Here is a 10,543-nt window from a genome sequence, read left to right as displayed (position 1 = left end):
CGGATCGAGGCCGAGCGATTCCACGGCGTCGATGGCGGCAAGCCCGCGCTGCACCGTCGGCCAGCTATCGAGCCGCAACAGGATTTCGCCGCCGGGGCGGACGAATGGCAATGTCTGGAACGGCTCGCCGCGCCCGATGGCCCGCACAATGTCGATGCGGGAAACGACCGTGCCATGCTCGCCGCTCGCCCATCGGACGAAGGCGAAGACGCTGCCCGGCGCGAAGCCGACGACGCTGCGGCGGCGGTCGATGATCTGCTCGTAGCTCTTGCGGCCAAAGCGTATCCAGTGCTCGACCTTGCGTTTCTCGAAAGTCAGCTCGACCAATGTGGTGAAGGGCGCAGGCCCGTCCGGCAGCGGACGGCCGTGCGCGCTGCGATGGGCGCGACGGGTCATAATTCGTCTCCGGCGATGTGCTCGTGAGGATTGCGCGCGTGCGCTGCGTCAACGGCGGGCGTCATGGCTCGCCGTTCCCGGCAGAACCGGCACCACGCTTCGCCTGCGCGCGCGTCAAAGAAAAAGAGTTAGATTCTCTGTTAGATAAGTTAGCGGTCGGATTCCGCTTTTCAGGCCAAAGCGTTAGCTGCGGTTCGTGCGCCTGATGTGCCGATAGTGCTGCGCCTGATGTGCCGATACCCCGTGCGCCTGATCTGCCGATGGCATTAACAGGGTTATCAACAGTGCCTGTTGACAGGTTTTCGGGGCGGATGCGCAGCAGCTCGCGGCCGTCTTCCCGCTCGATCTGGAGGCGATAACCGGGGAGCTGCTGGCGGGCCGCGATGCGGCGCAGGTCGAGCGCGAAGTCGGACGGCCGCGCGAGGCTGCCGGATTTCTGGTGAAGGTGCGCGACCTCGAAAATCCAGCCGTGGCGCTGGTGCCCGGCGTGCTTTCTGGCGACGCGGTAAAGCCATCGCTCGATGCCGCCAGTCAGGCCGAAATAGGCCGGGTCGATGGTCAGGACCAGCGAGCGGTCGATGACGCTGTTGTAGAACCATTCGGGCAGGACGAACTCCATGCCTTCGACGCGGCCGGCGCGCGTCGTCATTTCCTCCCATTCGTTGATCCAAGAGAATTGCCGGCGACGCCAATGCGGGCCGTTGCGAATGGTGGTGGCGATGACGGTGGATTGCAGCCGCGCCAGCGCGGCTTTCAAAAGCCGGTATTGGTGATTGCCGGTCGGGCGTCCGATGGCCCGCAACAGATGGTAGGGCGTGAACCGGACGAAGCGCGAAGTCGTGAGGCCGTCATTCTCGGCCGCGACAATCTGCGAGGCCGCCCATATCAGCACATCGGCGTCCCAAATGGTCGCCATGCCATGCTCGGGCATCCCGAACACCTGCACCTCTATGTCGGCGGCCTTGTAGAGAATCGGCTTGGTGCGCGGGGTCTTCGCCAGCGAGAAAAACGGCCGTTCCATCAAGTCGCGCTGGTCGCGCGGCGGCGCATCGCCCGTTGCGACCACGAAGGGGTCTAGGCGGCTGCGCTCGCTGTCCTCGGTCGGCTGCGCGGGGGCGTGATCGTCCTCGCGCAGCATCTAGCACTCGTCCCGTTCTTCGGGTGTGAGCGGCCGTGCGGGAAAGACCGTGCCGGCGGTCTTGTCGCGGGTGGATTTACGTTCGCCGACCGCGCTCCAGTCCTCCAGATCGCGGACGGTGTAGAGGACGCGACCGCCGACCTTTCGATAGGTCGGGCCGGTGCCGTAGGTGCGATGTTTCTCTAGGGTGCGGATGGATATGCCGAGGAAGCGCGCTGCTTCCTTGGTGCGCAACAGGCGCGGCGGCAGGCCCGCAAGCGGGTTGGGCATGGATCACCTCCAGTCGGGATTGGGCTGCCGGGGGGCGGCAGCGGACTGTGGCGAACCATGGCGAGGGATCGGCGGCGCGTAGCGTGCCGCATTTGCGCCTATGCGTTGGCGGCACCCCCCTTCGGGGCGCTGCGCGGCCGATAGGTGAGGGATTTCAGTCGCCCGTCGCCGTGTCGCACCGAAAAGGCAAAGACATTCGCGCGCAGCTCGGCTAGGAATGTAAGCGGAGCAGACGCGCTGCTCTGGGGCTTAGTAACCCCTGACTAGCGGTTGGTGCCGGCCGTGACGGCACCACGATCCTCGACTTATGGTCGGGGGGCCTATGACGTATGTCCAAGGCTACCCGCCCAAAGGTCATAGGGCCGTCTAGTCACGGTTACTAACTCCCCGATCACCAGGTTGAGGGGCCATTTGCGGGGGCGCACCGCAAGCAAGGCTCTTTCCAGATGAAGGGGAAGGCTATGCGGGTTCCCGTCGAACTCGATCCCGATGTGGACGACGAAGCTCCAGCCGGCGACGCCATAACCGCCTATGACGAACGCCACTACGTCACCTATCTGCGCCTTCTCGATGCGAAGGCCGAGGGCGCAGACTGGAAGGAAGTCGCGCGGATCGTGCTGCACCGCGATCCGGCAGCCGAGGAACTTCGGACCTATCGTTGCTGGCAAAGCCACCTCGAACGCGCGCAATGGCTATCGCGTGAGGGCTATCGCAAGATTCTGGAGCAGGCGGCAGCCAACAAGGCGTGAGGTCCACGCCTCCCGATCAACGCTTGCCGGGCTTGATCGGGTAATGAAGCAGCAAGCGATAGCCGCCGCGCATCATCTTGATACCGTGCGCGACCAGCCTGCGGGCCTTGTTCTTGCGCGGATCGTTCTCAAAGTCTTCCTTGGTGCCGCGAAAGCCGAGCAGGACTTCGGCGATGGTGCGATAGCTCTCGCCGCGCAGCCGGGCGTCGAGCGCGCGCAGGGACAGGATATGCCATTGCCGGAGCTGCGCGGGAACGGCCCGGAAGTCGGGACCGGGCGCGCGGCCGTTGAGGGACCGCCAAAGACGGCGGGCAGCGTGGGCGCGCAGTTCCAGAAAAGAATCCATCGGCAGGGTGACGGCATAGAAAGCGGCTGCGTCGGGCACCGCCTCGGGCAGCCAGAATTGATGTGCGACGCCATCCACCTGCCAGATGCCGTGCCAGCCATCGGCGGCGCGGCGCAGGTCGAGGCCGTCGAGATGCGCCAGCGTCAATATCGGTTCGGTGTCGCCGTCCTTGTGATCGACCGGCGACAGCACTACCGCTTGCGGTTGAAGGCTCGGCGTCCAGATCGGGGATTGCTGGTCATGCGGCGCGTCGGGATCGCACGGGAAATCGCAAGCCCCAGCGATGCGCGAACGCTTCAAGGTCGCGCCCGGTCGGCTGGCCGGTCAATGCGATGGTCAGGAAGTCCTGACGATATTCGTCGTTGCGGCGCAGGTATTCCCAAGCGAAACCGGCGGCCGGAATGTGCTTCGCGTGTCTGTATGCCGCCGGGAAACGCCAGTCGATGCTAAGCATGGCGTCACCTCCCAAAGCCGGGGCGCGCGAGGCCGCGCCCGGACCAGAGAGATTCAAGTATTGTTTGAAGTATTAGAAGCCGCTCAAAGTAGATATGTTGAGCGGATAACCCGATCATTATTGGTTATTTTCTTCTTAACACTATCGTCTCGCTCTGGCTAGTCGCCCGCCCGCAAGTGCGGACAGGCGACCATGTTTTCATCTGTTGGAAAACACATGCACCTCGCCGTGCGCCGTCTCGATGGTGAACAGATCGCCGCCCATTTCGGCGTCGCGCGCCATCGCGTCCCAATCGACATAGTAGCGCAGCGGCTCGGGGATCGTGACGCTTTCGGTGGTCAGCTCCTCCATGTAGTCGGCAAGGCTGGTGAACTGACCATGATAGCAGTCCTCCAAGGTGGATTCGGCTTGGTCCATGTCGCCGCCGAACTGCTCCAGCAGGCCCGCGCCGAGTGCGCCATGCTCTGCGATGAAAGCGGCCATCCGCGCCACGCTGTCGATGCCGGCATATTCGGAGATGCTGACGCCCTCGAAGCCCTCATAGTCGTGAATGGCGTATTCCTCCGCATCCTCGACGGGGGAACGGGCAAGCATCGCGGCAATCTCGTCCCTGATCTGGTCGGTGTCCTGATCCGCGTCGATCCAAGCCCCATGCAGAAAGCCGTTATTGTATGCTGCAAGGCAGGCAACATAGATGCGGGGGGTGCTGTCGGATACGTTGGTCATGTCTCTGATCCTCGGGTCTGAAGGTCAGCGAAGCGGAACGCCGCGCCTGACCTTCTGGCCGTCGCCGAGACTGGGGTAGCAACGAGCAAGGGCGGCCGGGGTGGAGGGGGATCACCCGGCCTGCACAAGCCCCTTGGGGCGCGGAAGGCTGGGGATACCGCCCCGGACGGTTCCACTTACCTTGCTGGCGCGAGGGCAACGCCCTTAGTAAAACCAAGCAATCAGTCGCCGCTTCGCGGCGTCATTTGGAGGCACGACTTGGCGCGTGATGAGGGCCTTGAGGAAATCTTGCGGGAAGACCTCGGGGGCATGTCTGGATTGACGGAAAAGGCCATGTTCGGCGGCTGGGCTTGGCTGCTCGACGGCAATCTGCTGTGCGCAGCTCGTGACGATGGGATGCTCGCCAGACTCGGCAAGGATCGGGACGGTTGGGCGCTGGATATGCCTGACGTGGTTCCGATGATCTCGCGCGGCCGGCGGATGCAAGGTTGGGTGCGAGCCGGACCTTCGGCTTTCGGTGACGATGCGCTACGGCGCAGGCTGGTCGATGCCGCACTCGCCTTCGTTCGATCCCTGCCGGCAAAGTAGGCCGCTGCGGCGCGGCGATAGCCGCGCCGGCCCGGAGGCGAACGCGCTTCCAAATTGCGCTGTAGAGAGCCGGAGGGCCGCTATGAAAAAAGCCCCGGCGCTTGCGCCGGGACCGTCTTTTATACCTTCATGTCAGCGGGCAGGTGCGGGGCTGGAGGGCAACGGTGCGGCCAGTCGCATCAAAGCCGACACGCCAACGAAACCGCCGCCGACCAGACAGAAGATTTGCCGCCAGATTTCAGAGGGCACCGCCTCTTTGGTGATGCCATGGACCAGCGCATAGCCCGCGACGGCGGCGGGTGCGGCAAAGATCAGTGCCACGATCAGGCGAAGGATGGGAGTGCGCAACGTCTCGAACAGCAGGGCGAGGATGCCAAACGCCACGCCAGCGGAAACGAGGCCGACCAGCCCGGCACCTATCACGCCGGAGCCGGTCTGATAGGCGAATTGCGCAGCGGTCAATCCGAGCATGAAGGGCAGAGCATAGACTGCGAGCTTATAGGCCACGACGCAAAGGACGGCGACTAGCGCCACGCTCATCAACATCACGGCTACCATGGTTCTGCTCCTTCACGGTCTGCGCGGATTGCCGTTGCGTCGCTCCTGCGGTTGGGCACGGGCGACATAATGCCAACCCGTGCCCCGTCTGTCGACCATCGGCGGCTTTCAGGTGTCATTTTGGAGGGCTATAGCGTAGGTGTAGTTCTCGGTTTCTTCGTCTCCCGCCCGCCACTTGCACATCGCAAACCCGAAAACAGGTCCCTCGCGGGGCCTTTTTCTTTATGTGCCAAAGGGGGTTGCAGGCACCATCCGCCCTTCGGAGACGGCCCAGCCGGACGAGATCGGTCTCCGAACGCCCACCGTCTCTTTCCACCCGCCCTGCGCTCTCGGCGAGACGGGTTGAAAATCCCCATATATTTCAGTGAACTGACGGGATCGCGTTGCGCCCGTGTTTCGCTGGATCCGGCTTGTTTCGATGAAGTCAGAGGCGGGACACGGGCGGCGTGGTCGTTGGTATGTCTTGGGAGTTTTGCGCGAAGTCTCTGATGACAAACGCAGTTTCCGCCCCTAGCCTGGCGCGATGTCGAACGGGGCCTGGACAGATCAAGAGAACAACCTGATCGTCGCGGATTACTTCGCGATGCTGGCCGACGACGTCTCTGGCCGCCCTTACAACAAGGCCGAGCATCGGCGCGGGCTTCTGCCGCTGTTGAATGATCGGTCCGAGGGATCGGTCGAGTTCAAGCACCAGAACATCAGCGCCGTGCTGAAGGGGCTGGGTGAGGACTGGATCCCGGGCTACAAGCCCGCCTTCAATTTCCAGATGACGCTGGTGGATGCCGTGGCGCGCTGGCTGGCGCTGAACCCGGCGTGGCTCGACCGCCATTCCGGTGTAGGAGCGCCGACAGGCCTCGCGGAGGCGCGGCCGATCTGGATCGGGCCGCCGCCCACGTTGTCGAACCAGCCGCCGCCGCAGGAGCTTGAGCAGATGCTGCACATCGCCCGCAAATTCGATGTCGCGGCGCGAGACGAGCGAAACCGCGCCCTCGGCCGTGCCGGTGAGGAACGCGTCCTGGCGCACGAACGGGCCGCCCTGAAATCAGCGGGCCGCGACGATCTTGCGCGCAAGGTCAGGTGGGTGTCGGAGGAAGATGGCGATGGCGCCGGCTACGATATCGCCAGCTTCGCGCCGGACGGCCGTCCGCGCCTGATCGAGGTGAAGACGACGAATGGCTGGGAGCGCACGCCTTTTCATATCAGCCGCAACGAGCTGGCTGTGGCCGAGGGGCGGCGCTCGCAATGGTCCCTGTTCCGCCTGTGGAACTTCGCGCGCGAGCCGAAAGCGTTTGAGCTGCACCCGCCGTTGGACGCGCATGTCTCGCTGACCGCGACGTCCTTTCAGGCGAGTTTTCATTGAGGGTCACCGAAACGCCCGCTCAGCCTGCTCCTGCCATGTCTCCCCCGCCAGAAAGCACAGGTCGTAGAGGCTGACCGCCGACGCCTCGCGTCCGCAGGTCAGGCGTTTGAGGACCTCTGGTGCCAGATAGGCAAGGCGCAGCTGGCGGCTGACATGGCGCTCAGCCAGACCGACGGCCTCGGCCAATTCCTGGATCGTGGAGAACTCGCCTGCCTCCATGCGCCGCCGCCAGCCCCATGCCCGGCCGATGGCGCGCAGGATGTGCGGGTCCTGCGTCTGATCCTCGCTCGGGCTGTAATCGGCGGGCGGCATGATTTTCGGCCGCCCGTTCTTCTTGCGCAGCTTCAGGGGGATCAGCACGCGGATCGTGCCATTGCCACGGGTCATTCGGCGGCCTCCATGTCGCGCGGCGCGATCATCTCGCGGATCACGCCCGCGACGCCTTCGCGCCGGATGTCGACCTCGAGCCCGGCGGCGGTGACGGTGACACGCCGGACCAGCAGCTGGATGATCCGCGACTGCTCAAGCGGAAACAGCTGGGCCCAGAGCGTGTTGAAATCATGCAGCGCCGCGATGGCCTCGGCCTCGGACACCTTATCGCGCTTCAGCGCCGCCAGCACCTGCGTGACCACCTCGGGCGTCTGCAGAATGCGCCGGCCGACGCAGCATAGAACACCCAAGAGGCCGGGTCGGACAATTGGTTATCTGGCACCTTATTGGTGAAATCACCCACTCCGAGCTTGGAGGTGGTGATGGCTCCGGCAGCGATTTGCTCTGCACCAACAGCGCCCGTGGCGATCTGCGAGGCCACAAACTGTCCTGTTACGTCCCCCGCTGCAACCGAGGCCGTGTATTTGGTGCCATCCCAGCGATAAAGCTGACCCTGCCAGACAATTGCTGAGGTATCCTTGACCGTCGGTAAGCTGGCCGTCGTCACCACCCGGACAGGTTCAATGCCCGCTGCGAAGCTGGTGGCATCGACCAGACCCTGTAGTTCTTGGGTCGTGATCTTGGGCGAAGCCACGGTGGCTTTTGACAGGGCCGCAGTCCAAGGGCTTGCATTGCCCGACGTGTCCACCGCCCGAACCCGGATGTGACGACTGGTGCCGTCGGGCAGTTCGGTCAGAACGAAACTGTTGGCGACCGTGGAGGCAATGATATTGGCTGGCGCTGCGGCTTCGGTAAAGGATGCAGCCCCTGCTGCAACCTCGTAATAGGCAAGGTCATCCTCGGTGTTGCGGTCCCACTCGATCCAGATGGTGTTGAACCCGGCTGTCAGTTTCAGCCCCGTGGGTGTGGCCGGTGGGGTGGTGTCCGTCGTGGACTTGATTGCGGCATAATCCGACCAAGGGGATTTGTTCCCCACCCGGTCAACCTCCCGGCGTCGGATCTTGTAATCCACGCCTGGCTTGACCGGCGACCACTCATAGCTGGTGCCACCGCTTTGAAACCATACTGGATTGCCGCTGCCTTCGATCAGTTCCAGATCGGAATAGGCCGTGTCTTCGACCCCGATGACCCAACTTGCGCTGATCTTGCCCAAGGCGGCCGTAAGTGCAGGAGCTGCCGGGCGCGGCGGCGGGGTGTCATCAATCTCGACCAGCGGGATCTTGATGTCCGCCGTCTGAAACGGGCGCCATGCCGACCAGATCACCGGGCGATTGACGACCAGCCGGGCGCGGGCTTCCATGTCTGTCCCCGGCAGCACGCCATCGACAACCACCAGCCCCCCGGCGCTGACATCCATGGTTGATCCCTGTCCAGCCAGTTCCACCCGACCGGACACCCGGATTTCATAATGGATGCCTTGCACATCGGGCTGATCGGCGTCCCAGGTCAGCTGGCAGGCGGGGCGCCGCGCCCGCCCGTCTTTATCCAAAAGGGTGATGCCACGAGCATCAAAGCCGGGCACAGCTTCAGCAACGGGCAGCGGTGTGGCGACAGATACCGGCGCGCTCGGCAACAGATCGGTGGGGCGCCAGATCACATCGGCCGAATCGCGCTCTCGCAGTGCGATCCGCTGGTTCAAGCTGCGCTGATAATCGGTTTTTGAAGCAACCTCGAAGACCTTATTTACATAGCCATTGCGGGCGCTGGTCCATGCGACTGCATCCAAGGGCTCCAGCACCGCAAAATCCGGGGGCATCGGCAGCTCATGCCGGGCCATCCTGCGCTCTTCCTGAAGCATGAATTGCATCATGCGCTGGACCTGATTGGGGTAAGGTGCGGTGGGCAGCGAGACCGAGGCGATCAGCCGCCGCCCCTGATCCTCGGCCTCATGCTCTGCCGAATAGCGCGGCGGCGCCTCTTTTGCGACCCAGCGTTCAGCCGGTTCAGGGTATTGAGCATGGACCGCATTGTGGCTTTCGGCCAGTGACAGGAAAGGCGTGAATGGGTGTCGGAGGAAGATGGCGACGGAGCCGGCTACGATATCGCCAGCTTCGCGCTGGATGGTAGTCCGCGCCTGATCGAGGTGAAGACGACGAATGGCTGGGAACGCACGCCCTTCCACATCAGCCGCAACGAGCTGGCCGTGGCCGAGGAACGCCGGTCGGAATGGTCCCTTTTCCGCCTGTGGAACTTTGCGCGTGAGCCGAAGGCGTTCGAGCTGCACCCGCCGCTGGACGCGCGCCGAACGCTTGAGCAACTTGAGGGCTCCGCGCCCGCCGCGCTTGCGCCAGAGGACGAACCCGAATACCAAAATAAAACCCGCAGACTCTCGTTATAAACGAGGGAACAAAGGGGGGCAGGTCACAGGCACAAGCCGACGGTCGCGTCAGTGCGCGACGTCGATCACGACCTTGCCGACGTGTTCGCCGCTTTTCAGGCGGTGATAGGCGTCCTGATAATCCGCAAACGGAAACACCTGATCCAGCACGGGATGCACCTCATGCAAGGCCATGGCGCGTAGTAACGCCTCGAAATTCACCCGCGGCCCGATTGCTGTCCCGGCGACGTGAAGCGAGCGCGACAGAATATCAATCGGCGGCAGCCCGCCACCAAAGCCGCTGGTGAACCCGACCAGCGAGATGTCGCCCCCGATGCGGGTTGCGGCGGCCGATTTTACAATCGTCTTTTCGCCCGCGATGTCGATGGTTTTATCAACGCCTCGCCCATCCGTCAGGGCAAGGATTTCCGTGTCCCAATCGGGATGGGTCCGGTAATTGACGATGGCGGCAGCACCCAGCGTCCTCAGCCGCTCCGCCTTTTCATCCGACGAGGTGATCGCCAGAACCTTTGCGCCGAACATCTTGGCGATCTGCAACGAAAACAGCGCCACGCCGCCCGTGCCTTGAACCAGCACCGTTTCCCCGGCCTGAAGCGGCGAGGACAGGTTCAGACCCGTCCAGGCAGTAACGGCGGCACAAGGCAGCGCCGCCGCCTCGACATAGGACAGATAGTCCGGCAGATGCACGAGGGCGTTTTCATGCAACAGGATATTCTCGGCCAGCCAGCCGTCCGTGGTGATGCCGAGGCTGTCGGGCTGATATTCCTGACGCGGCGGGCCGCCGATCCAGTGCTGATAGCAGGACGCCGAAACGCGATCACCGACCTTGGCGCGTGTCACATCGCGGCCGACGGCGACAACCTCGCCTGCGCCGTCAGACAGGGGAACGCCATTCGGCTTGACCGGGGTGCCATAGGCACCATCAAGGATCGCCTGATCACGAAAGTTCAGCGATGCGGCGTGAACCTTGACCACGACCTCATGGGGACCGGGCGTCGGTGTCGGCTCATTGTGCAGCTCCAGCCCCGGCTTGTCTCCGGTCGTCCAGCGTATCGCTTTCATTGTCTCAGTTTCCCTTTGGTTACGGCGGCTTACGGCCTGTTCCAGACCAATGTGTTGATTGGCCCGGCAGCGTTCTCACCGGCTATTTACTGGACCCGGATTTATGAGTAGCTAGATACTATCGCAAGAACCCACCTTTTGGTGGGTAACAGACGAAAAGGTATAGCC

At 63.4% G+C, this 10,543-nt stretch carries 14 protein-coding genes and 1 pseudogene; 4 read left to right on the top strand and 11 right to left on the bottom strand.

The annotated features are described in order from the left end of the window. The 3 genes from Q4G24_RS12965 to Q4G24_RS12955 all read right to left on the bottom strand — a co-directional run. Nucleotides 1-396, bottom strand: a 396-nt coding sequence (locus Q4G24_RS12965) for a DUF2840 domain-containing protein (RefSeq protein ID WP_303366958.1), incomplete at its 3' end; no start/stop codon positions are given. 61 nt (nt 397-457) lie between these two features. After that, a complete protein-coding gene (locus Q4G24_RS12960) occupies nt 458-1,534 on the bottom strand; it encodes a replication initiator protein A (protein WP_303366957.1) in 1,077 nt (358 codons plus the stop codon). Further along, entirely contained in the window at nt 1,535-1,804 is a 270-nt protein-coding gene (locus tag Q4G24_RS12955) for an AlpA family transcriptional regulator (RefSeq protein ID WP_023516906.1), read from the bottom strand. Nucleotides 1,805-2,265: 461 nt separating this feature from the next. On the opposite strand from Q4G24_RS12955, the gene Q4G24_RS12950 reads away from it, so the two are divergent. Further along, nucleotides 2,266-2,553: a DUF2285 domain-containing protein gene (locus Q4G24_RS12950; RefSeq protein WP_100650301.1), complete on the top strand. Its 288-nt coding sequence runs from the start codon at nt 2,266-2,268 to the stop codon at nt 2,551-2,553. A gap of 16 nt (nt 2,554-2,569) precedes the next feature. On the opposite strand, the gene Q4G24_RS12945 is transcribed toward Q4G24_RS12950, so the two are convergent. From Q4G24_RS12945 to Q4G24_RS12935, 3 genes are all read right to left on the bottom strand, one after another. Beyond that, nucleotides 2,570-3,199, bottom strand: coding sequence for a DUF2285 domain-containing protein (locus Q4G24_RS12945; RefSeq protein ID WP_303366956.1), 630 nt, complete (start codon nt 3,197-3,199; stop codon nt 2,570-2,572). Next, complete coding sequence (locus Q4G24_RS12940) at nt 3,138-3,353, bottom strand: DUF6499 domain-containing protein (RefSeq protein ID WP_303366955.1); 216 nt, start codon at nt 3,351-3,353, stop codon at nt 3,138-3,140. The genes Q4G24_RS12945 and Q4G24_RS12940 overlap by 62 nt, the downstream gene beginning before the upstream one ends. 198 nt (nt 3,354-3,551) lie before the next feature. Next, a complete protein-coding gene (locus tag Q4G24_RS12935; RefSeq protein WP_303366954.1) occupies nt 3,552-4,079 on the bottom strand; it encodes an antirestriction protein ArdA in 528 nt (175 codons plus the stop codon). 258 nt (nt 4,080-4,337) lie between these two features. Between Q4G24_RS12935 and Q4G24_RS12930 the strand changes: the two genes are divergently transcribed. Next, on the top strand, nt 4,338-4,667 hold the full coding sequence (locus Q4G24_RS12930; protein WP_303366953.1) for a TfoX/Sxy family protein: 330 nt from the start codon (nt 4,338-4,340) through the stop codon (nt 4,665-4,667). A 132-nt stretch (nt 4,668-4,799) separates the two neighbouring features. Here the strand turns inward: Q4G24_RS12930 and Q4G24_RS12925 are convergent, their stop codons facing one another. Then, entirely contained in the window at nt 4,800-5,225 is a 426-nt protein-coding gene (locus Q4G24_RS12925; protein ID WP_251112129.1) for a hypothetical protein, read from the bottom strand. Between the two features lie 523 nt (nt 5,226-5,748). Here Q4G24_RS12925 and Q4G24_RS12920 point away from each other — a divergent pair. Then, complete coding sequence (locus Q4G24_RS12920) at nt 5,749-6,585, top strand: DUF3883 domain-containing protein (protein WP_303366952.1); 837 nt, start codon at nt 5,749-5,751, stop codon at nt 6,583-6,585. Between the two features lie 3 nt (nt 6,586-6,588). Here Q4G24_RS12920 and Q4G24_RS12915 read toward each other — a convergent pair whose 3' ends face one another. The 3 genes from Q4G24_RS12915 to Q4G24_RS12905 are packed head-to-tail and all read right to left on the bottom strand — an operon-like array spanning nt 6,589 to nt 9,097. Continuing rightward, complete coding sequence (locus Q4G24_RS12915; RefSeq protein ID WP_303366951.1) at nt 6,589-6,972, bottom strand: hypothetical protein; 384 nt, start codon at nt 6,970-6,972, stop codon at nt 6,589-6,591. Beyond that, nucleotides 6,969-7,205 carry a hypothetical protein gene (locus tag Q4G24_RS12910; RefSeq protein ID WP_303366950.1) on the bottom strand — a complete coding sequence of 79 codons (237 nt, stop codon included), beginning with the start codon at nt 7,203-7,205 and terminating at the stop codon, nt 6,969-6,971. The genes Q4G24_RS12915 and Q4G24_RS12910 overlap by 4 nt, the downstream gene beginning before the upstream one ends. Beyond that, the gene (locus Q4G24_RS12905) at nt 7,190-9,097 is read right to left on the bottom strand and encodes a phage tail protein (protein WP_303366949.1); all 1,908 of its coding nucleotides are present in this window, start codon (nt 9,095-9,097) and stop codon (nt 7,190-7,192) included. Before Q4G24_RS12905 ends, Q4G24_RS12910 begins: the two co-directional genes overlap by 16 nt. On the opposite strand from Q4G24_RS12905, the pseudogene Q4G24_RS12900 reads away from it, so the two are divergent. Then, nucleotides 8,978-9,313 (top strand): annotated as a pseudogene (locus tag Q4G24_RS12900) (DUF3883 domain-containing protein); the annotation flags it as partial. The gene Q4G24_RS12905 and the pseudogene Q4G24_RS12900 sit on opposite strands and share 120 nt — an antisense overlap. A gap of 48 nt (nt 9,314-9,361) precedes the next feature. Here Q4G24_RS12900 and Q4G24_RS12895 read toward each other — a convergent pair. Then, nucleotides 9,362-10,375: an NAD(P)-dependent alcohol dehydrogenase gene (locus tag Q4G24_RS12895; RefSeq protein WP_303366948.1), complete on the bottom strand. Its 1,014-nt coding sequence runs from the start codon at nt 10,373-10,375 to the stop codon at nt 9,362-9,364. Nucleotides 10,376-10,543 lie beyond the last annotated feature (168 nt).

The sequence above is a fragment of the Paracoccus sp. (in: a-proteobacteria) genome (assembly GCF_030538695.1).
Lineage (GTDB): Bacteria > Pseudomonadota > Alphaproteobacteria > Rhodobacterales > Rhodobacteraceae > Paracoccus.
The sequence above is the reverse complement of the archived record's forward strand: the minus strand, read 5'-3'. Positions and strand labels throughout refer to the sequence as shown.

Bases quoted from the DNA above. Each gene is read 5' to 3' on its own strand.
- Q4G24_RS12960 (WP_303366957.1), bottom strand. From the start codon at position 1,534: ATGCTGCGCGAGGACGATCACGCCCCCGCGCAGCCGACCGAGGACAGC.
- Q4G24_RS12955 (WP_023516906.1), bottom strand. From the start codon at position 1,804: ATGCCCAACCCGCTTGCGGGCCTGCCGCCGCGCCTGTTGCGCACCAAG.
- Q4G24_RS12950 (WP_100650301.1), top strand. From the start codon at position 2,266: ATGCGGGTTCCCGTCGAACTCGATCCCGATGTGGACGACGAAGCTCCA.
- Q4G24_RS12940 (WP_303366955.1), bottom strand. From the start codon at position 3,353: ATGCTTAGCATCGACTGGCGTTTCCCGGCGGCATACAGACACGCGAAG.
- Q4G24_RS12935 (WP_303366954.1), bottom strand. From the start codon at position 4,079: ATGACCAACGTATCCGACAGCACCCCCCGCATCTATGTTGCCTGCCTT.
- Q4G24_RS12925 (WP_251112129.1), bottom strand. From the start codon at position 5,225: ATGGTAGCCGTGATGTTGATGAGCGTGGCGCTAGTCGCCGTCCTTTGC.
- Q4G24_RS12920 (WP_303366952.1), top strand. From the start codon at position 5,749: ATGTCGAACGGGGCCTGGACAGATCAAGAGAACAACCTGATCGTCGCG.
- Q4G24_RS12915 (WP_303366951.1), bottom strand. From the start codon at position 6,972: ATGACCCGTGGCAATGGCACGATCCGCGTGCTGATCCCCCTGAAGCTG.
- Q4G24_RS12895 (WP_303366948.1), bottom strand. From the start codon at position 10,375: ATGAAAGCGATACGCTGGACGACCGGAGACAAGCCGGGGCTGGAGCTG.